18 protein-coding genes are annotated in these 20433 nt (G+C 71.7%); 4 read left to right on the top strand and 14 right to left on the bottom strand.

What is annotated here, in order from left to right:
• The 3 genes from gcvPB to JOD46_RS05115 are packed head-to-tail and all read right to left on the bottom strand — an operon-like array spanning position 1 to position 5073.
• Positions 1-1575, bottom strand: a complete 1575-nt coding sequence (gene gcvPB, locus JOD46_RS05125; RefSeq protein ID WP_204392131.1) for an aminomethyl-transferring glycine dehydrogenase subunit GcvPB — start codon at positions 1573-1575, stop codon at positions 1-3.
• Positions 1572-2999 carry an aminomethyl-transferring glycine dehydrogenase subunit GcvPA gene (gcvPA, locus tag JOD46_RS05120; RefSeq protein ID WP_204392130.1) on the bottom strand — a complete coding sequence of 476 codons (1428 nt, stop codon included), beginning with the start codon at positions 2997-2999 and terminating at the stop codon, positions 1572-1574. The genes gcvPB and gcvPA overlap by 4 nt, the downstream gene beginning before the upstream one ends.
• Before the next feature lie 10 nt (positions 3000-3009).
• Complete coding sequence (locus JOD46_RS05115) at positions 3010-5073, bottom strand: beta-galactosidase (RefSeq protein ID WP_307834916.1); 2064 nt, start codon at positions 5071-5073, stop codon at positions 3010-3012.
• Between the two features lie 133 nt (positions 5074-5206).
• On the opposite strand from JOD46_RS05115, the gene JOD46_RS05110 reads away from it, so the two are divergent.
• Positions 5207-5863 carry a GntR family transcriptional regulator gene (locus JOD46_RS05110; protein ID WP_204392128.1) on the top strand — a complete coding sequence of 219 codons (657 nt, stop codon included), beginning with the start codon at positions 5207-5209 and terminating at the stop codon, positions 5861-5863.
• Between the two features lie 7 nt (positions 5864-5870).
• Here JOD46_RS05110 and JOD46_RS05105 read toward each other — a convergent pair whose 3' ends face one another.
• The 7 genes from JOD46_RS05105 to JOD46_RS05075 are packed head-to-tail and all read right to left on the bottom strand — an operon-like array spanning position 5871 to position 14009.
• Positions 5871-6767 (bottom strand): carbohydrate ABC transporter permease, encoded by an 897-nt coding sequence (locus JOD46_RS05105; protein ID WP_204392126.1) that lies wholly within the window; start codon positions 6765-6767, stop codon positions 5871-5873.
• Positions 6764-7687 carry a carbohydrate ABC transporter permease gene (locus JOD46_RS05100; protein ID WP_307834915.1) on the bottom strand — a complete coding sequence of 308 codons (924 nt, stop codon included), beginning with the start codon at positions 7685-7687 and terminating at the stop codon, positions 6764-6766. The genes JOD46_RS05105 and JOD46_RS05100 overlap by 4 nt, the downstream gene beginning before the upstream one ends.
• Positions 7688-7689: 2 nt before the next feature.
• Positions 7690-8994, bottom strand: coding sequence for an ABC transporter substrate-binding protein (locus JOD46_RS05095; protein WP_204392124.1), 1305 nt, complete (start codon positions 8992-8994; stop codon positions 7690-7692).
• Between the two features lie 59 nt (positions 8995-9053).
• The gene (locus JOD46_RS05090; protein ID WP_204392122.1) at positions 9054-10814 is read right to left on the bottom strand and encodes an amylo-alpha-1,6-glucosidase; all 1761 of its coding nucleotides are present in this window, start codon (positions 10812-10814) and stop codon (positions 9054-9056) included.
• Positions 10811-11743: a carbohydrate ABC transporter permease gene (locus JOD46_RS05085; RefSeq protein WP_204392120.1), complete on the bottom strand. Its 933-nt coding sequence runs from the start codon at positions 11741-11743 to the stop codon at positions 10811-10813. The genes JOD46_RS05090 and JOD46_RS05085 overlap by 4 nt, the downstream gene beginning before the upstream one ends.
• Complete coding sequence (locus tag JOD46_RS05080; RefSeq protein ID WP_204392118.1) at positions 11740-12756, bottom strand: carbohydrate ABC transporter permease; 1017 nt, start codon at positions 12754-12756, stop codon at positions 11740-11742. Before JOD46_RS05080 ends, JOD46_RS05085 begins: the two co-directional genes overlap by 4 nt.
• Positions 12757-12764: 8 nt before the next feature.
• Entirely contained in the window at positions 12765-14009 is a 1245-nt protein-coding gene (locus JOD46_RS05075) for an ABC transporter substrate-binding protein (protein WP_239562590.1), read from the bottom strand.
• A gap of 175 nt (positions 14010-14184) precedes the next feature.
• Between JOD46_RS05075 and JOD46_RS05070 the strand changes: the two genes are divergently transcribed.
• Positions 14185-15189, top strand: a complete 1005-nt coding sequence (locus JOD46_RS05070) for a hypothetical protein (RefSeq protein WP_204392114.1) — start codon at positions 14185-14187, stop codon at positions 15187-15189.
• Positions 15190-15199: 10 nt separating this feature from the next.
• On the opposite strand, the gene JOD46_RS05065 is transcribed toward JOD46_RS05070, so the two are convergent.
• The 3 genes from JOD46_RS05065 to JOD46_RS05055 all read right to left on the bottom strand — a co-directional run bounded on the left by JOD46_RS05065 (position 15200) and on the right by JOD46_RS05055 (position 17444).
• Positions 15200-16108: a hypothetical protein gene (locus JOD46_RS05065; RefSeq protein ID WP_204392112.1), complete on the bottom strand. Its 909-nt coding sequence runs from the start codon at positions 16106-16108 to the stop codon at positions 15200-15202.
• 71 nt (positions 16109-16179) lie between these two features.
• Entirely contained in the window at positions 16180-16455 is a 276-nt protein-coding gene (locus JOD46_RS05060) for a putative antibiotic biosynthesis monooxygenase (RefSeq protein ID WP_204392110.1), read from the bottom strand.
• Between the two features lie 62 nt (positions 16456-16517).
• Entirely contained in the window at positions 16518-17444 is a 927-nt protein-coding gene (locus JOD46_RS05055) for an NAD(P)/FAD-dependent oxidoreductase (protein WP_204392108.1), read from the bottom strand.
• 77 nt (positions 17445-17521) lie between these two features.
• Here JOD46_RS05055 and JOD46_RS05050 point away from each other — a divergent pair, with 77 nt between their 5' ends.
• Positions 17522-18124: a helix-turn-helix domain-containing protein gene (locus JOD46_RS05050; RefSeq protein ID WP_204392106.1), complete on the top strand. Its 603-nt coding sequence runs from the start codon at positions 17522-17524 to the stop codon at positions 18122-18124.
• Between the two features lie 30 nt (positions 18125-18154).
• On the opposite strand, the gene JOD46_RS05045 is transcribed toward JOD46_RS05050, so the two are convergent.
• A complete protein-coding gene (locus JOD46_RS05045; RefSeq protein WP_204392104.1) occupies positions 18155-19021 on the bottom strand; it encodes an AraC family transcriptional regulator in 867 nt (288 codons plus the stop codon).
• A gap of 141 nt (positions 19022-19162) precedes the next feature.
• On the opposite strand from JOD46_RS05045, the gene JOD46_RS05040 reads away from it, so the two are divergent.
• Complete coding sequence (locus JOD46_RS05040; RefSeq protein WP_204392102.1) at positions 19163-20185, top strand: LLM class flavin-dependent oxidoreductase; 1023 nt, start codon at positions 19163-19165, stop codon at positions 20183-20185.
• The last annotated feature ends 248 nt before the right edge of the window (positions 20186-20433 follow it).

Genomic DNA, 20433 nt, shown 5'->3' with positions numbered 1-20433 from the left:
TCATGCCCCGACGGCCTGCGGGTACTTGCGCCGGTACGCCCGCCAGGTGACGGCCCAGCGCTCGGGGTCGTCGAGGTCGTCGTGGTGGGTGTGGTGCACGGTCTGGTGGTGCGGCGCGGTGCGCACGACCTCGGGCGTCTCGCGCGCCTCGCGGGCGATCTCGGCCAGCACGTCGGCGTATTCGTCGAGCTCGGCCTTCGAGTACGACTCGGTCGGCTCGAGCGTGAACGGCTGGGGCACGACGTAGGGGTGATGGCTCGTCCAGTAGTGCATGCCGAAGTCGCTGGCGCGGATGCCGATCTCCTCCGAGGTGATGCCGGTCTCCTCGAAGAGCTCCTGCCATGAGTAGCGCACCTGCTCGATGCGCCGGCGGCCGGTCGCGTAGGGCGCGGAGGCGCCGGGGATCTCGAGGATCCGCTTCATCAGGTAGTTGTTGTTCAGCACCGCGGTCTCGGCGACGGCGCGCAGGCCCTCGGCGCCGAGCGCCATCATCCAGGCGTACGCGCGCACGATGTTCGGCACGACGCCGTGGAACGGCCCGATCGCCCCGATCGACTGCGGCCCGGCCTCGCGCACCTCGTAGCGGTCGCCCTCCCGCACGACGCGGGGGCCGGGCAGGAACGGCGCGAGTGCCGCGCTCACGGCGTTGGCGCCCGTGCCGGGCCCGCCGGAACCGTGCGGGGTGCCGAAGGTCTTGTGCACGTTGAAGTGGCAGACGTCGAAGCCCGCGTCGCGCGCCCGGGTGATGCCGAGGATGCCGTTCGCATTGGCCTGGTCGTACGAGGCGAGCGCGCCGACGGCGTGCGCCGCGTCGACCCACTCCCGGATCGCGGGGTTGTAGATGCCCGTGTCCTCGGGGTTGGTGACCATGATCGCCGCAGTCCGCGGCGAGAGCGCGCGCTTCAGCGCCGCGAGGTCGGGGTAGCCGTCGGCGTCGGGGTGGAGCGTGATCACGTCGTACCCGGCCGCCTTCGCGGCGGCGGCGTTCGACGGGTGGCTGAAGATCGTCGTGATGACCTCGCGGCGCTGCTCGCCGTCGCCGTTCGCCTCGTGGTACGCGCGGATCATGGCGATGTTCGCCCAGATCGCGGCCGAGCCGCCCTGCGTGTGGAGCGACACCTCGTCCATGCCCGAGATCTCGGCGAGCATGCGCTCGGTGCGCCAGATGATCTCGAGCGCGCCCTGCGCGTCGGCCGGGTCCTGCAGCGGATGCATCGCCGAGAGCTTCGGGGTCGCGATGAGCCGCTCGTTGACCTTGGGCGCGTACTTCATGGTGCACGTGCCCTGCCCGACGTCGACGTTGAAGTCGGCGCCGAGGTTCTCCTGCGAGAGCCGCAGGTAGTGCTTGAGCACGCGCATCTGGCCCATCTCGGGCAGGGCGGGCGCGGCCTGCCGGGCGAGCCCGTCGGGGAGGGCGGCGACCACGTCGCCGACGGCGTCGCGCACGCCGGGTTCGATCGAGGTGACGAGGACGCCGCGCTCGCCCGGTGTCGAGAGCTCGAAGATGACGGGTTCGTCCCAGCGCGCCTGGTGGAAGCGTCGGTGGGCGGGCTTCGGGGCGATGGGCAGGCTCATGCGCGGTGCTCCTCGGGTTCGGCGATGGGGTCGAGCGTGGATGCGGCCTCGGCGGCGGATGCCGCGACGAGACCGGTGACGGCGGCGGCGAGCCGGTCGATGTCGGCCTGCGAGGTCGTCTCGGTGACGCACACGACGAGCTCGTGCTCGCCGGCTGGCACGCCGGGCTCGATGCCCTCGGCGCGCAGCGCCGTGACGATGCCTGAGGCCGTGAGGCCGGCCCCGGCGACGTCGATCGCGAACTCGCGCAGGTGCACCGCGCGGTCGGTGAGGCGGATGCCGGGGATGGCGCCGAGCGCGCGCTGCGCGTAGGCGGTGCGGGCGAGCAGCACCTCGCCGAGCTCGCGCATGCCCTGCGGTCCCATGAGGGCGAGGTGCACGCCGGCGGCGATGCCCCAGAGCGCGGCCGCGGTGCCGACCCACTCCTTCCCCTCCTCGCGGTGCGCGAACGAGGTGCGGTCGTAGGCCACGTCGCCGAACCCGACCTCGCCGGGCACGTCGGTCGTGGCGAGCCCGAACAGCCGCGAGGGCATCTCCATGACGAAGCGCGGGTCGTCGTGCACGGCGATGAAGCCGCCGTGCGCGCCGCCGTACCACTGGTGCAACCCCAGCGACTGGATGTCGCCGCAGACGATGTCGGCGCCCTGCTCGGCCGGCGGCGTCAGCACGCCGTACCCGACCGGGTCGGTGCCGACGACGAGGATCGCGCCGACGGCGTGCGCGGCGTCGGCGAGGGCCTGCAACCGGTGCTCGACGGCGCCCGTGCGGCTCGGGGTCTCGACCCAGATCGCGGCGACGTCGTCGCCGAGTCGCGCGACGATGGCCGCGACATCCGCCGTGCCCTCGACGGGGTCGACGAACTCGAGGTCGAGGTGCACGCGCACGTAGTCGCGGACCTTCGAGAGCTTCGCGGGCAGCACGTCGCTCGCGACGAGCACGCGGCGCCGGCCGGTGATGCGCCCGGCCATCGCCAGGCCGGTCGCGGTCGCCTGGAACCCGTCGTAGGTCGGCACGTTCACGACGTCCATCGAGAGCAGCTCGCCCATGAGCGACTGGTACTGCCAGAGCGCCTGGAAGCGACCGTGGTCCTCGTAGGGCTCGCCGGCGTAGGCGGTGAGGAACTCGCTGCGGCCGATGACCTCGTCGACGACCGCGGGCACGTGGTGGTGGTAGGTGCCCTGCCCGAGGAAGCTCAGCCGTTCGGTCGTCGGCACGTTCCTCGCGAGCAGCCCGGAGACGTGGCGGGCGAGGTCCTGCTCGGCGACGAGCGGTTCGGGCAGGTCGAGGTCACGGCCGAGCCGGAGGTCGGCGGGCACGTCGGCGTAGAAGTCCTCGACGGATGCCGCGCCCACGGTGTCGAGCATCTCGGCGCGCACGTCGGGCGCGGTGTTCGGGATGTACGGATGGACGAACGGTCGGTTCATGGGTGGTGCCTCACTCGGTGGTCTGGGACAGGGTGATGAACGGGGGCTCGCTCGCGCGCGGCGAGGCGAGGACGGCGACGCCGAGGGGCGGGACGACCAGCTGCGCTCCGACGACCCGGTCGGCCAGCAGGTCGGTCGCGCCCTCGGGCGCGTCGACCGTGAGCTCGCGCGGGCCGTGATTCAGCACGAACGTGTAGTCGGTGCGGTCGTCGGCGCGCGTGACGGCCTCGAGATGCGGGTCGGTGCGGTCGCGGGCGGGGAGGCCGGCGTCGGCGAGGGCGCGCCGCATGACGGCGACGAGGCCGTCGGCGGCGAGCACGCTCCCGACGTACCAGGCGGTGCCTGTGCCGTGCGCGCGGCGCGTGATCGCGGGCCGCCCGTCGAGCACGCCGCCGGCGAACCGGGCGACGACGGATGCCTCGGCGCCGGCCTCGATCCACTCGGTCCAGACGGGCGCCTCGTGGCGGTCCCCGTCGAGGTCGATCCGCCCGGCCGCGCCGTCGGCCACCGGCCACGGCTCGTCCACCTCGACGCCGAGCAGCGTGCGCAGCGGCCCGGGCGCGCCCCTCGGATGCACCTTCTCGGTGGGGTCGACGACGCCCGAGAACGGGCCGACGACCACGGTGCCGCCCTCAGCGGCGTACGCCGCGAGCGCCGCCGCCTGCGCGGCATCCGTCACGTAGAGGTTCGGCACGACGACGAGGTCGTACCCGTCGAACGGGCCGATCGCTCGCACGGTGTCGACGGGGTGGCCCAGCGCGTGCAGCGCGGCGTGCCAGTCGCGCGCCTGCTGCAGCCAGCCCAGGCGCTGCGACGGGAGCGACTCGGTCGCGCTCGAGGCCCACCACGAGTCCCAGTCGACGACGAGCGCGACGCGGCTGCGCACGCGGGTGCCGCGGACCGCCGCGAGCCGCTGGAGTTCGCGGCCGAGCGCGGCTGTCTCGCGGAACGTGCGGGACGACTCGCCGCGGTGCCCGAGCATCGCCGAGTGGAACTTCTCCTGGCCGTAGCGGGCCTGCCGCCACTGGAAGAACATCGCCCCGTCGGAGCCGTGCGCGACGGCTTGCAGGCTGTCGAGGCGCATCCGGCCGGGCGCCTTCGGCACGTTGACGTCGCGCCAGCTCACGGCGCTCGCGGCCTGCTCGAGCAGCAGCCACGGCTGGCCGCCCTTCAGCGAGCGCATGAGCCCGTAGTTCAGGGCGGCCGGCACGTGGGCGAGCGGGTCGGCCGGGTCGGGGTAGGCGTCATCGGTGACGAGGTCCTCGTGCTCGGCGAAGCGCCAGTAGTCGAGCTCGCGGAAGAGGCTCATGAAGTTCGTCGTGACGGGCAGCTCGGGCGTGACCTCGCGGAGCACGTCGACCTCGACGCGGAAGAGCTCGAGCAGTGCGTCCGAGCTGAAGCGCTCGAAGTCGAGCAGCTGGGTCGGGTTGATCGGGCCGGTCGCCCGGCGGGGCGGCTCGACCTGCTCCCACGCGGTGTAGCGCTGGCCCCACACGTTGACGCCCCAGGCCTCGTTGAGCCCCTCGAGGTCGCCGTAGCGGGCCTCGAGCCAGCGCCGGAAGTGCGCCGCCGACTCGGGGCACCAGCACCGGGCGACGTGGTCGCCGTACTCGTTGGAGACGTGCCAGAGCACGACCGCGGGGTGCTGTCCGTAGCGCTCGGCCATCGCGCGCGCCATCCGCGCCACGTGCTCGCGCCAGACGGGCGAGCTCGGGCAGTATGCCTGGCGCGACCCGAACTCGAGCCGGCGGCCGTCGGCATCCCACGGCAGCATCTCGGGGTGCGCGCGCACGAGCCACGCGGGCGGCGTGGCGGTCGCGGTCGCGAGGTCGATGCGGATGCCGCCGGCCCACAGGACCTCGATGACCCGGTCGAGCCACTCCCACTCGTACACGCCTGGGGCGGTCTCGAGCTGCGGCCACGAGAACACGGGCAGGCTCACGAGGTTCACCCCGGCCTCCTGCATCAGGCGCACGTCCTCGTGCCAGACCGCCTCGGGCCACTGGTCGGGGTTGTAGTCGCCGCCGTAGGCGAGGGCATCGAGGCGGATGCGGCGCGGCGTCGCGTCGGTCACGCGGGTCCTCTCGGGTCGGATGTCTGTACAGGTCGTTCTGCGCACTGTATTCTGTATACAGACACGCTAAGCCGCAAGTCGACGAGGGTCAAGCCCTAGGCTTACGGCGTCGGCTCGACCGGCTGGAGGATGGATGGCGATCGAACGCAAGAACCTGCGTTCGCAGGTGCGCGACGAGTTGCTCGCGCGCATGCGCGCCGGGCAGGTGCGCCCGGGTGAGGGCATCAACGAGGTGCAGCTCGCCGCCGAGCTCGGCGTCAGCCGCACGCCGCTGCGCGAGGCGCTCATCGCCCTCGAGAGCGAGGGGCAGATCACGAGCGAGAACGGCAAGGGCTTCCGCTTCGTGCCGCTCTCCGCCACGGAGTTCGAGGAGCTCGCCCCGGTCATGGCCGCGCTGGAGACCCTCGCCCTCGAGCTGACCCCCCGCGACGAGCTGACGGCCATCGGCCGTCGGCTCGAGGAGCTCAGCGCGGAGTTCCAGCAGGAGGTCGTCGAGCACGCACTCGTCGTCACGAAGGACGACGAGTGGCACGCCATCATGCTCTCCGCGTGTCCGAACCGCCGGCTGCTCGAGGTCATCGAGAGCACGCGCGGCGCCTTCCACCGGTACGAGTCGCTGCTCGTGCCCAACGACGTGATGGTCGAGCGCGTCGCCGCCGAGCATGCCGAGATCGCCCGGCACCTCGCACAGGGCGACGTGGCGGCGGCATCCATCGCGTTGAAGGCGAACTGGATGAACGGCATGCGACGCATCGTCGAGAACGCCTCGAGCGCGTACTTCACCGCCTGACGAGGCGTCACCCCTTGACCGCTCCCCCGAGCAGGCCCGTCACGAACTGCCGCTGGAAGACCAGGAACAGCAGCATCAGCGGGAGCGTCGCGAGCAGCGACCCGAGCATGAGCCCCGAGTAGTCGACGCGCGAGAGCCCGATCATCGTGTTGAGGGCCACGGGCACCGTGTAGTTCGACTCGGTGTTCAGCATGAGCAACGGCCAGATGAACGCGTTCCACTGGCTGATGAACGTGTAGATGATGAGCGCCGCGACCTGCGGGCGGGCCACCGGCAGCACGATCCGGTAGAACGTGCGGAGCTCGTCGGCGCCGTCGATGCGCGCGGCCTCGACGAGCGAGACCGGGAAGTCCAGGAACGCCTGGCGCATGAGGAAGATGCCGAACGCGTTCGCGAGGAACGGCAGGATCACGGCCTGGTAGGTGTCGATCCATCCGGCGCTGGCCATCATCTGGAACAGCGGCACGAGCAGCACCTGCATCGGGATCATCATCGTCACGAGCACGATGCCGAGCAGCACCCCGCGACCGCGGAACCGATAGGTCGCGAGGCCGTAGCCGCACATGACGCTCACGATCGAGCTGAAGACCGTATAGATCACCGCGATGAGCGCGCTGTTCAGCATCACGCGCCCGAACTGCACCGACTCCTCGAGGCGCGCGAGGTTCGCCCACAGTTCGCCGCCCGGCAGCACCGGCAGCGGCGTCGCGAAGAGGTCGGCCGTGGTGTGGGTCGAGGCGATGACCATCCACGCGAAGGGCAGCACCGAGACCACGGCGGCGACGGCGAGCGCCAGGTAGACCGGCGACCGCAGCACGGCACGGCGCACTCGGGATGCCGGCGCGACGGCGCGCGATGAGGCGATCGTCTCGCGGACCGCGGGCCGGATGGGTGCGACGGTCATGGCTTCTCCCTCATGAGTCGGAACTGCACGAACGCGATGACCGCGGTGATCCCCACGAGCAGCCACGCGATCGCCGAGGCGTAGCCGAAGTCGAACTGCCGGAAGCCGACCTTGTAGAGGTAGAGCACCGGCGTGAGCGTGGCATCGTTCGGGCCGCCCTCGGTGAGGATCCAGTTCTCGTCGAAGAGCTGCAGGGCCCCGATGGTCGACGTGACGGTTGTGAAGATCAGCACGGGACGCAGCTGCGGGAGCACGACCCTCGTGAAGGTCTGCCAGCGCCCCGCACCGTCGATTCGGGCGGCCTCGTAGAGCTCGGCCGGGATCGACTGGAGTCCAGCGAGGATGATCACCATGTTGTAGCCGGTCCAGCGCCACGTGATGGCCGCGATGAGCGCGACGCGCGCCCACCACTCGTTGTTCAGCCAGTCGACCGGCGCGATGCCGACCAGGCCGATGAGCTGGTTGATCGCGCCGCCGTCGGTCGCGAGCATGACCCGGAACACGACCGCGTACGCGACGAGCGTGGTGACCGCGGGGAGGAAGACCAGCAGCCGGAATCCCCCGCGGAACCGCAGCCACGCCTGGTTCAGCAGGTAGGCGAGCCCGACCGCGAGGCCGATCATGAGCGGCACCTGCACCACGAGGATCATCCCGGCGTTCGCGAGGCTCTTGCCCACGAGCGGGTCCTCGAACAGTCGCGCGTACTGCTCGAGCCCGACCCAGGTGGTGACGCCGCCGGCGGTCGCGTGCAGGCTCTGCCACAGCGAGGTCGCGAGCGGGTAGGCGAAGAAGACGACGAGCAGCACCGCGGCCGGAAGCGAGAACCACGCCCCCGGGCGCTGGAGCCTGCGCCCCAGCGCCCGCCGGCGTGTCGTCTCGGCTCCGCCTCGCTCGCGCAGCACGAGTGAGGTGGAGGCCACGGCTACTCGGCGATCTCGCGGCCGGTCGCGGTGGCGATCTGCTCCGCGGCATCCTGCAGCACGGTCGCCGGGTCGGCGCCGTTCAGCACGGCGGCGACGACCGCGTTCGCGACGATGTCGCTCGCCTCGGCGTTGTCGGTCGTGAAGGTGATGCTCGGGATCTGCGCGGTCTGCTCCGCGAAGAGCTCGTACACGGGCTGGCCGCCGAAGTACTCCTGCGACGCCGAGAAGTACTCGTCCTCGAGCGCGGGCAGGTAGGAGGGGAACAGGCCCTCCTCGGCCATCATCGACGCCTGGTGGTCGGCGTCGGCGAGCGCGTACTCGATGAACGCGGCAGCCAGGTCGGGGTTCTCGGCCTGCGCCGGGATGGCGAGCCCGGAGCCGCCCGAGTTCGAGGTGCGCACGCCGCCCTCCTCGAAGGCCGGCAGCTCGGTCACGCCGTAGGTGCCGGCGAGCTCGGGCGCATCGCCGAGCAGGGTGCCGATCCACCAGACCGCCTCGGGCGTGACGGCGGAGTCGCCGTTCTTCGCCGAGGTGACGCGGCCATCCCATCCCTTCACGTTCTTCAGCAGCCCACGCTCGTTCATGGTCTTCAGGAGCGTGAGGGCCTCGACCGCCTCCGGCGAGGCGACCGTGATGTCGCCCCGCTCGTCGAAGAGCCCCTGGCCCTGCTGCTGGAGCAGCATCTGGAAGCCGCCGCCGGTCGCGACGTCGAGCGAGAGCAGCGTGTGGCCGGTCTCGGCCTTGATCCGCTCGCCGGCCTCGATCAGGTCGTCCCAGGTCTCGAGCGAGGCCGGGTCCACGCCGGCCGCCTCGAAGTAGTCGGCGCGGTAGAAGAGGCCGACCGTGCCCGAGTCCCACGGCACGACCTCGAGCGCCCCGTCGGCGTCGCTGTGCGCCGACCACTTGAACGGGTCGAACTCCGCCTCGTGCTCGGCGAAGACGGGGGTGAGGTCGACGAGCCCGGTCGGGAACTCCGCGATGTAGCCGGGCGCGCGGTCGGTCTCGATGGTGACGACGTCGGGCAGTCCACTGCCCGCCTGCAGGCCGACGGAGAGCTTGTCGTAGGCGTTGTCGTAGCCGACGTCGACGACCTCGATCGACGTGCCGGGGTGCTCGGCCTCGAACTCGTCGGCGAGGCGCGAGAGCGCGGTCGCCGCGACATCCCACGACCAGACGGTGATCTCGCCGGTCGGCGTCGCGTCGGGGTCGAGCTCGACGGGTGCGGCGGCGCCCGTGCCGCCCATCGCGCACCCCGAGAGCAGGGCGAGCGCGGCGGCGGGGGCGAGCAGGGTGAGGCGTTTCATGTGACTCCTTTGTCGGAAGGGGGATGCGTCGGCGGGGCGCCGATGCGGATGCGGATCGCTCAGTCGTGCGAGAGGGCGACCGCGAGGTCGAGGAACAGTGCTGCGGACCATCCGAAGGCGGTGGTCGCGGTCGCGGCCCGTTCGCCGGTGTTCGGTTCGAAGTACTCATGCGGCCCGCCGGCGTGGATGACGAGCTCGACCGTGCGCTCGGCGAGCCGGCGCGCACGCTCGCCGTGGCCGGAGCGCTCGAGGCCCTCGGCGACGAGCGCGTTGGTGTTGACCCAGACCGGGCCGCGCCACATCCGCTGCGGGTCGTGGTCGGGGTCGCCGACGGCCACGGTCGGGATCGGCCAAGGCGTGGCGAACCGGCGCGGGTCGTCGAGTGCGGTGATGAGGCGGTCGACGATGGCCTCGGGCAGGCCGCCGGTGAGCAGCGGCATGAGGCCGACGATCGTGTCGCTGTCGACGGGCTCGCCCGCGGCGAGCGACCGGAATCGTCCGCGGGGCTCGTCCCAGAGGGTGAGCAGGCGCTCGAGCGTCCGCTGCGCGCGCTCGCGATGCGCGGATGCCGCGGCCGCGCGATCCGCCTCGGGGCCCCGGCCGGCGATGGCGCCCGTGCCCCACCGCTCGACGAGCGCGGCGAGCTCGAGGTCCTGCCGCACGAGGTAGGCCGCGAGGTCGGGCGTCGTCGTCGGCAGCGGGCCGTCGAACACCGGGCTGTCGTCGAGGCCCGACGAGTAGGGGTGCCCGTACTCGGGCAGGCCGTCGCCGTCGAGGTCGGATCGGGCGAACCACCAGTCCTGCGAGCGGCGGATGGTGGCGATCATGCGGCGCGCCCAGTCGGCGATCTGGGCGTCGTCGCCGCGGGCGCGGTCGGCCTCGAGCACCTTGCGAAGCGCCCAGGCCGCGAGCGGCGGCTTGGTCAGCGGCACGGGCGCCGACGGGTCGGCGACGGCCGAACCGGCGCGGCGGAGCGTCTCGCGGTCGGCGGCGGGCAGGTCGTCGCTGCTTGCGAGGATGCCCGCCTCGTGCACCACGTCCGGCAGCTGCCCCTCGGGGGTCGGGAACCGCAGGGCCAGGTCGAGCTGCTCGCGTGCGAGCTCGGGGTCGCCGTGGCGCAGGCCGACGGCGATGAAGTACGCGTCCCACTGCCAGAGGCCGACGTAGCCGATCTTCGACGGCACGACGGCGCGCGCGTCGCCGAGGTGCGGCAGCTCGACCACGTTGGCGCCGAGCACCCACCAGCAGAACGCGGCCATGTCCTCCAGGTCGGGCCGCACCGCCGGGCAGTTCGCGAACCAGTCGAGCCAGACCCGGCGGGTCGCCTCGAGGTGCTCGTCGTGGCGGTCCGATCGCGCGAACTCGACCTCGCGCGACGCGTCGAGGCTGAACACGACGGATGCCGCGTGCCGCCCGCCGATCCGGAGCTCCTCCGCCTCCTCGCCGGCCCGCCCGGTCCAGCGCACGACGGCGACACCGCCGGCCGGCACACCCACCGACCACGCCGTCGTGCCCGCGAAGGTGAGCGTCGCCCCGCCGCCGAACTCGATGACGTGCGGCAGCACGCGCGTGATCGGCAGGGGCGCCCCGGCGGCGTCGCACACCTCGAGCGCGTCGAGCGCAACGCACTCGGCGAGCGAGCGCTCGTACTCCGACGTGTGCACGCGCAGCCGGTCGCCCTCGCGCAGCATGAGGATCCGCGAGCGCGGCAGCGTGAACGGGGCCCGCACGAGGTCGAGGTGCGCGCCCGCGCGTGCGGCGGCGGATGCGGCATCCGCTCGCCCCACGACGCGGCGCGCGGCGACCGAGGTGACGCTCATCGCCCGCCCAGCCCCGAGGCGGCCATGCTGTTCAGGATTCGCCGCTGCCCGATCACGAACGCCACGAGCATCGGGATCGTGGCGAGCGCCGACGCCGCCATGACGAGCCCGTAGTCGACCGAGCCGAACTGGCCGCGGAAGCTCGCGAGCAGCAGCGGCACCGTGAACAGGTCGGGCGAGTTCAGCAGCACGAGCGGGAACAGGAAGCTGTTCCACACGTCGAGCGCGACGATGATACCGAGCGCACCGAGACCGGGCTTGAGGTTCGGCAGGATGATCGTCCAGAACGTGCGCCAGCGACCCGCGCCGTCGACGAGCGCGGCCTCCTCGAGCTCCTTCGGCAGGCTGAGCACGAACTGGCGCATGAGGAACACCGCGAAGGGGTTCACGAGCATCGCCGGCACGATGAGCGAGAGGTGGGAGTCGACCCATCCGAACTTCGCCATCAGCAGGTAGAACGGGATCAGCGTGACCTGCTTCGGGATCATCTGGGTCGCGAGGAACACGATGAACAGCACCCGGCTACCCCGGAAGCGGATGCGGGCGAACGCGTAGCCCGCCATCGACGCGGTGAGCAGCGTGCCCACGACCGCGAGCACGCAGATGTAGATGCTGTTCAGGTACGCCTGCCCGAACGGCACGGCGTTCCACGCGTCGACGTACTTGTCGAGCGTCCACGGGTCGGGCCAGAAGCTCAGCGGATCCTGGAGCAGCTGCGGGAGCGTCTTGAACGAGGTCAGCAGCATCCAGACGAACGGGAAGACCATCGCGAAGCCCGCGACGGCGAGGGCCGCGTGGATGAGGATGCGTCCGAGCGAGCGGCGGGTGCGGTCCCGTCCGGGGCGGCCGACGCGGCCGGCGCGCTCGGCGTCGACGCGCTCGACGTCGGGTTCGCCGACGAGCGGCGGGATCAGGTCTGCGGCGGTCATGCGGCGTCGTCCTCGTAGTGCACGAACTTCTTCTGCGCGCCGAACTGGATCGCGGTGATGACGAGGGTCAGCAGCAGCAGGATCACGGAGGCGGCACTGGAGGGCCCGAACTCGAACCGCCCGAAGCCCAGGTCGTAGATGTGGTAGACGATCGTGCGCGTCGCGTTGTCGGGCCCCGCGTTCGCGGTGAGCACGAACACCGTGTCGAAGGTCTGCAGCGACGAGATGAACGCGACGATCGACGAGAAGAACACGATCGGCGAGAGCAGCGGCAGTCGGATGCTGCGGAACAGCCGCCACGCGCCTGCGCCGTCGATGCGCGCGGCCTCGATGACCGACGGCGAGATGTTCTGCAGCCCGGCGAGGAAGATGATCACGTTGAGGCCGAGCGACGACCAGATCGACACGATGCACACCGCGAGGAGGGCGAGGCTCGGGTCGTTGAGCCAGTCCGGCGGGGCGACGCCGAACACGCTCGCGATCGCGGTGCTGAGCACCCCGTCGGCGCGGAAGAGCTGCTGCCAGATCATGGCCACGGCGACGGTGCTCGTGACCACGGGGGCGAAGAACAGGATCAGGTAGAGCGTGCGCGTGCGCAGCCGCTCGAGCGCCACGGCGACGACGACCGCGAGGCCGAGGCCGACGGGCACCGTGATCAGCGCGATCAGGAGCGTGTTGACGATCGACTTCAGGAGCAGCTCGTCCTGGAGCTGCGCCGCGAAGTTGTCGAAGCCGACCCACTCGAGCGCGGTGAGCCCGTTCCACGACGCGAACGCGAGCACGAGGCTCGCGGCGAACGGCAGCAGCACGAAGACGGCCATGCCCACGAGCTGGGGCGCGACGAAGACGTAGCCCCACCGGCGGTCGCGGCGGCGCCAGGCGGCCTCGCGGCGGGGGCCGGTCGCGCCGCGCCGCGAGGCGCCGGACTCGGCAGTCGCGGGCGCGGCGGGCTGCGTTGCGGGCGCGGGCGGCGCGACGGGAGTCCCCGTCGCGCCGCCCGTCGTGATCGCCATGGGTCGACTCACTCCCCCGACTGCTCGGCGACGAGGTCGGCCACGGCGTCGAGCGTCGCCTGCGCGTCGGCCTTGCCCTCGTAGAGCTCGAGGAACAGCGCGCTGATGTCGCCCGACAGGCCGGGCACGCGCGCCTCGGCGGGGTGGTTCGCGAAGCCGATGTCGCGCATGTCGAGGAAGCTCTGCGCGTGCGCCGGGTAGCCGTCCTCGAGCACCACGTCGTCCGCGCCCGAGATGGACGGCACGGCGTTGCCGCCGCCCTGGAGGCGGAAGGTCTGCCCCTCGGCCGAGAGGAACTCGGTCCAGAAGGTGAACGCGGCATCCGTCGCCTCGGTGCGGCCGTTGATGGCGAGGTACGACGCGGCCACCCCCGTGGGGGCCTCGGCGCCGTCGGGCGTGGGCCAGCGGACGATGTCGTAGTCGTCCTCGACGCCGGCGCTCGTCAGCGTGCCGATCGTGTAGCGGCCCTGCACGAAGAATCCCGCGCCGTGCGTGACGAAGACGCTGTCGGCTCCCGCACCCTCGGGCATGGTGTCGGCGACGACGAACGTGCCGTCCTGGAACTCCTCGCCGAGCGTCGTCACCGCGTCGACGGTGGCGGGGTCGGTGTTGCCGACGAACGTGCCGTCCTCGTCGTAGGCCGTGCCGCCCTGCGCCGAGATCCAGCTGTAGTGCGTGGCCCAGTAGTTCCAGAACATCGAGCCGATGAGGCCGGCCTTCGCGAGCTGGTCGTTCATCTCGAGGTACTTCTCGGTCGTCCACTCGCCCTGCTCGGCGAGGGTGGCCGGGTCCTCGGTGATGCCCGCCGCCTTCAGCGCCGCCTTGTCGTACCAGAGCACGTCGGGGTTCGAGTCGTTGGGGGCGGCGTAGTACTCGCCGTCGCGCTCCGCGACGCCGAACAGGCCCGGGAAGAAGTCGTCCGGCTTGGTCTGGCTCTCGTCCGACTCCATCAGGTCGCGGAGCGGGAGGAGCACGTCGGCGTCGACGAACTGCCCGAGCATGTCGTCGCCGATGTAGAAGACGTCGGGTGCGGTGCCGCTCGTGAGCTGCGCGAGGAGCTTGGAGTGGTAGTCGCCGTAGCTCGCCACCGGCTGCAGCTCGACCGTGATGTCGGGGTGGCGCTCCATGAAGTCCGTGTTGAACTCCTCGAAGCGGGTCAGCTCCTCGGGCGTGCCCCACGTGGACCAGACCACGGTGTCCTCGTCGGATGCGCCGCCGCCTCCCCCGCTGCACGCCGCCAGGCCGATCGTCATCGCACTGATCGCGCCGGCTGCGAGCAGACGCCTCGTCATTGAGTTCGCACGGCGCATCGCGCCCCACCTCTTCCGTCGTTGGTCGTTCGCCGGCGTGTCCGGCACTCAGTATTTTGTATACAGAACGCAGGAACGTCAAGCCCGACCTTTGGTGAGCGCACGATACGGTCGTCGAGTGCCTCGTCCCTCACACCTGGCCCCCGCGGCGGCCGCCGTGCTGCTCTTGGCCGGGTGCGCCGCCTCCCCGTCCGCCGATCTGCCCGCGACCATCGCGCCCGAGGACCCCGCGCCCGCGGCGCACGCGGTTGCGGTCGCGCCCGGCGAGCCGCCGCCGTTCGCGTTCGGCGGCGACTGCAACGCCATGGTCACCGAGGCCGAGATCGACGAACTCGTCGGGGCCGACGTGATCCGGATCGACCCCGAGACCGGCGGGAGCGTCTCGCCCGTCGACGTGCTGGGCGGGATCACGTGCGGATGGGGCGGCGGCGACTACGCCTTCTCAGCCGTGCTCACCGTCATCCCCGCCGGTGGACTCGAGGACCAGATCGCCGAGTTCTCGTATCCGGGCGGGCTCACCTGCTGGGGGCAGGATGCCGCTGGCACGGGAGGCGCGTGCTACTTCGGGCGGGTCACCGCGGGATATTGGCTGGGCGGACTCCTGCAGGTCGAGGACGGATCCGGCCTCCTCCCCGCCGACGGCATCGATGCGGTCGCGGCACTGGTCGAGCAGCGAGCGAGCGAGTACCCGTCCACGCCGGTCGAACTGCCCGCCGGCACGTGGCATCCGCTCGACTGCACGGCGCTGGCCGACGCACTGGCCGACGAGACGTCGACGGATGCCCCGGGGGCCACGACTGGCCAGACCTCGGGCGGCTACCTCGGACCCATCCCGCTGGGCGCCGAGGCGGCCGTGGGCTTCGCGCGCTGCACCTGGTCGGATCCACCCGGCTTCACCACGGATCTCACGCCGGGTGGAGGCTGGGCCATGGCCCGCCTGACCGACGCGGCGCCGATCGAGGTCGAGGGCGCGTCCGCGGCGGTGCTGCAAGAGCATCCCGGCGGCCTCGATCGCATCATCGCGACGGATGGCGTGAACCTCGCGCAGGTGACGGTGCCCGAGTCATCCGCTCCCGCTGAGGCGGCCGCGTTCCTCGCCCTCGTCATGCGCGTCGCCGGCTGACGGTCACTCGTCAGCGCGCCTGATCCGCCTGGACGCGGACCAGGTCGGCCAGGGCCCGCTCGTCCCGGATCGGGCTCGACCGGGGGTAGCTCGTCGTGAGGAAGTGCTGCGCGAAGGGGAAGCACGCCGCCGAGAAGGGCGACTCGGCCAGGAACTCGGCGCCGAACGTGTTCCGCTCGACGACGACCGAGTCCATCGGCAGGTGCAGCGCCCGGCTCATCTCGCCGGGGTCGAACACCAGGCCGAACGGCTCCGAACCCTCGTGGGCGAGCCGTCCGCCGTAGTCGACCGACAGGTTGCCCTCGACCCACAGTCGCTGGTCGAGCGATCGCATGGCGGCGTCCTCGAGGCGCGCGGTGAGTACCAGGTCGTTCGGACGTTCGCGGCTTCGGATGTCGACGATCACCTCGCCGGCGTGCGACGTCGTGACGATCGCGCGATCCGTCGTCGCAGGGGAGAACCCCTGGCCGGGGTCGTAGTTGATGGTGTTGGACTCGACGTCGCAGATCACCCACGTGAGCATCCCGGTCCGCAGGTTCTCCGCGATCAGGTAGAGCTCGACGCGAGCACCCCAGAAGACCGAGGCATGGACGTTGAACGCGCCGAGGATCGCACAGGTGCGCTGCGTCTCGCCCTCGAACATCGAGGTCGCGAGCAGGCGATAGCCGGGCGGGAGCAACCGGCTCGCGGCGGCCTCGTCGCGGATCTCGTACGCCAGGAAGGTGCAGTACGGCTCCACGACGAACCCCATGTACTCGGGGCCGCGGGCCTTCGACACGATCCAGCGCTGCACCCGCAGCGGCAGCCGCGCGAGCATCTCGGCTCGTCCGTACAGCCCGGCGACGGCCCTCGGCGAGACCGAGTCCTCGGTGCTGCCGATGAACCGTCGCAACTCCGACGGGGCGATCCGCGATTCCATGCTGCAACGCTAGGTGCCGGCGATCGACCGCGAATCGTCCGGATGATTGACGCTCGGCGCGCGCACCGCACTCAGGAAGTGCGCCGTGCGGCGAGGCGCGCGACGAGGGCGCGGCGGGCGCGATGCAGCCACGGCATGATCCCGTAGATCACGATGGGCACCGCGATCGTCGAGAGGGCGAGCGTGCGGAGCACGGTGGGCATGCCGTCGAGCACAGGCCCGAGGATCAGGTTGAGGGCGGTGAGGGTCGGGAAGACCGCGATCCAGATCATCAGGGCCAGCTGATGGGTGGTGGGAGGCGGCAACGGCCGCGACGTGGCCGTCGTGGTGGATTCGGTAGCGGGCATGGGTGTTCTCCTCGTTCTGCGGTGGGGTCGATGGGGGGTGTGATGGGGCGACGGAAGGACCGTCAGCGGGCGGATCGCGCCGCGAGCGCCTGCTCGACGTCCTCGTCGACGAGTTCGGCGTTGAGGGCGATCGCGGCGGCCGAGCCCTGGCCTGCCGCGGTGATCACCTGGGCCCTGGGGTCGGCGGCGTTGCCCGCGACCCGGACCCCGGGTACGGACGTGCGGCCGGTGGGATCGTGCTCGACCCAGCCGTGCTCGTCGGTCCGGCAGCCGAGCCGGGTCAGCAGGGCGCTGTTCGGGATGAATCGTGGCCGGACGAAGACGGCGTCGCGGGCGATCACGGTGCCATCCGCCAGTTCGACGCCGCGGAGACGGTCGTCTCGCACGACCAGCCCGGCGACCGCGCCCTCGACGATGCGGATGTCGCGGGCGGCGAGCCGCGCGCGCTGCTCGTCGCTCACGGTCTCCGTGTGCGAGAAGAGGGTGAGATCCTCCGACCACTGCCGGATGAGCAGCGCGTGCTGCACGGCGTCGGCATCACCCCCGAGCACTCCCAGCCACCGGTGGCGGACTTCGTGGCCGTGGCAGTACGGGCAGTGGAGCACGTCACGACCCCACCGCTCGCGGATGCCGGGGAGGTCGGGCACGTGGTCGGTCAGTCCGGTCGCGACGAGGAGCTTCCGAGCCGCCAGGTCGCGGCCGCTGGCGAGCCGCACGCGGAAGCCGGGTGTCTCGGCGGCCTCGGCACCGGTCACGGTGTCGTCGATCAGCACGCCGCCGTAGTGCTCGACCTCCTGCCGCCCGGCGGCGATCAGTTCGCGCGGCGGCGTGCCGTCGCGCGAGAGGAACCCGTGCATGGCCTGGGCCGGTGCGTTGCGGGGCGTGCCCGCATCGACGACGGCGACCGCGCGTTGCGCGCGGAGCAGGACGAGCGCGGCGGTCAGGCCGGCGGCGCCTCCGCCGATGATCACGACATCGAATCGACTCATAGTGCCACCATGGATGCCTCCGTTCAGTGCAGCAACTTCTGTTGCCGTTTCCGGGACGCGCGCGGTGGAATGGGTGAATGGATGACACGACGCCCATCGAGGCGGCCCTGGACGCCGTCGGTCCGCGGCTCAAGCGCCTGCGATCCCAGCGCGGGCTGACGCTCAGCGAGCTCTCCGAGACGACCGGCATCTCCAAGAGCACGCTGTCGCGCCTCGAGACGGGTCAGCGCCGGCCGAGCCTGGAACTGCTGCTCCCCCTCGCCCAGGCATATCGCGTCCCGCTCGACGAACTGGTCGGTGCACCGGAGGTCGGCGACCCTCGGGTGCGGTTGAAGCCGCGCCGGGTGCACGGCCGCACGGTCATCCCGTTGACGCCGAACCCCGGCGGCGTGCAGGCGTGGAAGATCCTCATCCCCGCCGGCCAGAGCCGGCCCGAGCCCAAGAGCCACGAGGGCTACGAGTGGCTCTACGTGCTCTCCGGGCGGATGCGGCTCATCCTCGGCGAGCACGACCTGGTGATGGGCGCGGGCGAGGTGGCCGAGTTCGACACCCGGCTGCCGCATTGGTTCGGCAGCGCCGACGGCACGCCGGCCGAGGTGCTCAGCCTCTTCGGACGTCAGGGCGAGAGCGTGCACGTCCGCGCCAAGTCGGAGCCGCGCCGGCGCGCCGACCACGGCTGAACGCGGCCGGCGCGCGCACCTGCCCTCGCCTCAGGCGCGTTCGACCGGCAGCCACAGCTCGGTGGTCGCGGTGCTGAAGTCGGCGGCACGGTCGAGCACGGCCACGATCGACGGGCCCGGCCGGAGCCGCCACGGGTTCGACGGGAACCAGTCGGCGGCGGTCGCCGCCCAGGTCGCCTGGAGCGCCGCCGGGTACGGCCCGGAGGCGCGGAACACCGCCCACGTGCCCGCGGCGACGTCGATCACGTCGAGGTCGTCGGGCACCGGCGTCCCGTCGGCGACGGCGACGCCGTGCAGGTAAGTGAGTTCGGTGCCCTCGGCGGAATCCGGATCGACGTCGTCGGTCACCTGCAGGATGCCCGTCGGTTCGGTGTCCCCGAGTACCTTCAGCCGAAGGTGCTCGGCTTCCGGCAGCGAGGCGATGTGCGCTTGGATGTGCGGGTTGGGTCCGTCATGGATGAGCGGCACGCGCGCGGCGTGCCCGACGAGTCGGAAGCCGGGTCGATCGGCGATGCGAGTGTCCATGGGCGTGTTCCCTTCGATCGTCAGGCGGAACCTGAGTTGTGGTTGGCTGCGAAGGGGACCACCGTCTCGGCGCACGTCGCCGGGGCCGACGCCGTGCACCGAGCGGAACGCCCGGGCGAAGGCCTCGGCCGAGCCGTACCCGGACCGCACGGCGACGTCGAGCAGTTCGCGGCCCGCGATCACTTCCGACGCTGCGACGGTCATGCGTCGTCGTCGGATGTACTCCGACAACGGCATGCCGGCCAGCGACGAGAACATCCGGCGCAGGTGGTACTCCGTCGTGCCGGCGTCGGCCGCCAGAGCCGCGATGTCGATCTCCTCGGTGAGGTGCGACTCGATGTGCTCGACGAGTCCGTTCAATGCCCCGATCACGGTGACCCCCCTTTCGACCTCCAGCCTGCTCGTCGCGCAGCGCGCGCACCCGACTATCGTGGTCCGATTCGGTCGGTTGGCGCACCGGGCCGTCCGCGCCATCCGTGGAATGCCCCGCCGCGCCCAGCGTTGAAGCCCCATATGAAGCGCATCGGTTTCCTCTCGTTCGGCCACTGGTCGGACTCCCCCGGCTCGCAGACGCGATCGGCGTCGGATGTGCTGCTGCAGTCGATCGACCTGGCGGTCGCGGCCGAGGAGGTCGGTGCCGACGGCGCCTACTTCCGCGTGCACCACTACGCGAACCAGCTCGCGAGCCCGTTCCCCCTGCTCGCGGCGGCGGGTGCGAAGACGAGTCGCATCGAGCTCGGCACGGGCGTGATCGACATGCGCTACGAGAACCCGATGTACATGGCCGAGGATGCCGCCGCCGCCGACCTCATCGCGGGCGGCCGCCTGCAGCTGGGCGTCTCGCGTGGTTCACCCGAGTCGGTCATCGAGGGCTACCGCTACTTCGGCTACGAGGCCCCCGAGGGGTCGACGATGGCGGATGTCGCGCGCGACAACACCACGGTGTTCCTGAAGGTCATCGACGGCGCACGGTTCGCCGAGCCGAACCCGCGCCCGATGTTCCCGAACCCGCACCCGGGGCCGCTCGGCATCCAGCCGCAGTCGCCCGGCCTGCGCGACCGCATCTGGTGGGGCGCGGGTTCCGACGCGACCGCCGTGTGGGCGGCCGAGCAGGGCATGAACCTCATGAGTTCGACGCTCAAGGAGGATGAGTCGGGCGAGCCCTTCCACGTGCAGCAGCGCAAGCAGATCGAGGCGTTCCGCGCGGCCTGGGCCGAGGCGGGGCATGAGCGCGAGCCGCGCGTCTCGGTGAGCCGCTCGATCTTCGCGATCGTCAATGACCTGGACCGCCGGTACTTCGTCGGCGGCGGCGACCGCTCCGACCAGTTCGGCGTGATCGACGACTTCCGTGCGGTGTTCGGCCGCAGCTACGCCGCCGAACCCGATGTCCTCATCGAGCAGCTGCGCGAGGACGAGGCGATCGCGGCCGCCGACACCCTCCTGCTCACCGTGCCCAACCAGCTGGGCGTCGACTACAACGCGCACGTGCTCGAGTCGATCCTGACGCATGTGGCGCCGGGGCTCGGGTGGCGATAGAGCGCACCCGCGCCATCCGCTGACCTGCTCCGCAGACGCTGCCGGACGTCGCACACCTCCCGGCGCTCGAACGACCCGAGGCCGTCCTCGACCTCCTGCTCGACTGGACCGCACCCTGAGCTGCGGCTGATCGGACCCGACGACCAGGGCGACGGCGGCTCGAACCGCCCCGCGTCGCGCGGGCGACACCGGGGACGCCGGCGGGCCGCGCGAGTCCTGACTCGCGCGGCCCGCCGCGTTCCGTCGCC

Origin of the sequence: Agromyces aurantiacus, assembly GCF_016907355.1 — a bacterium.
Taxonomy (GTDB): domain Bacteria; phylum Actinomycetota; class Actinomycetes; order Actinomycetales; family Microbacteriaceae; genus Agromyces; species Agromyces aurantiacus.
The sequence above is the reverse complement of the archived record's forward strand: the minus strand, read 5'-3'. Positions and strand labels throughout refer to the sequence as shown.

Excerpts from the sequence above, each read along its gene's own strand:
- gcvPB (WP_204392131.1), bottom strand. The coding sequence starts at position 1,575 with ATGAGCCTGCCCATCGCCCCGAAGCCCGCCCACCGACGCTTCCACCAG.
- gcvPA (WP_204392130.1), bottom strand. The coding sequence starts at position 2,999 with ATGAACCGACCGTTCGTCCATCCGTACATCCCGAACACCGCGCCCGAC.
- JOD46_RS05110 (WP_204392128.1), top strand. The coding sequence starts at position 5,207 with ATGGCGATCGAACGCAAGAACCTGCGTTCGCAGGTGCGCGACGAGTTG.
- JOD46_RS05105 (WP_204392126.1), bottom strand. The coding sequence starts at position 6,767 with ATGACCGTCGCACCCATCCGGCCCGCGGTCCGCGAGACGATCGCCTCA.
- JOD46_RS05095 (WP_204392124.1), bottom strand. The coding sequence starts at position 8,994 with ATGAAACGCCTCACCCTGCTCGCCCCCGCCGCCGCGCTCGCCCTGCTC.
- JOD46_RS05090 (WP_204392122.1), bottom strand. The coding sequence starts at position 10,814 with ATGAGCGTCACCTCGGTCGCCGCGCGCCGCGTCGTGGGGCGAGCGGAT.
- JOD46_RS05085 (WP_204392120.1), bottom strand. The coding sequence starts at position 11,743 with ATGACCGCCGCAGACCTGATCCCGCCGCTCGTCGGCGAACCCGACGTC.
- JOD46_RS05080 (WP_204392118.1), bottom strand. The coding sequence starts at position 12,756 with ATGGCGATCACGACGGGCGGCGCGACGGGGACTCCCGTCGCGCCGCCC.
- JOD46_RS05075 (WP_239562590.1), bottom strand. The coding sequence starts at position 14,009 with ATGACGATCGGCCTGGCGGCGTGCAGCGGGGGAGGCGGCGGCGCATCC.
- JOD46_RS05065 (WP_204392112.1), bottom strand. The coding sequence starts at position 16,108 with ATGGAATCGCGGATCGCCCCGTCGGAGTTGCGACGGTTCATCGGCAGC.
- JOD46_RS05060 (WP_204392110.1), bottom strand. The coding sequence starts at position 16,455 with ATGCCCGCTACCGAATCCACCACGACGGCCACGTCGCGGCCGTTGCCG.
- JOD46_RS05055 (WP_204392108.1), bottom strand. The coding sequence starts at position 17,444 with ATGAGTCGATTCGATGTCGTGATCATCGGCGGAGGCGCCGCCGGCCTG.
- JOD46_RS05050 (WP_204392106.1), top strand. The coding sequence starts at position 17,522 with ATGGATGACACGACGCCCATCGAGGCGGCCCTGGACGCCGTCGGTCCG.
- JOD46_RS05040 (WP_204392102.1), top strand. The coding sequence starts at position 19,163 with ATGAAGCGCATCGGTTTCCTCTCGTTCGGCCACTGGTCGGACTCCCCC.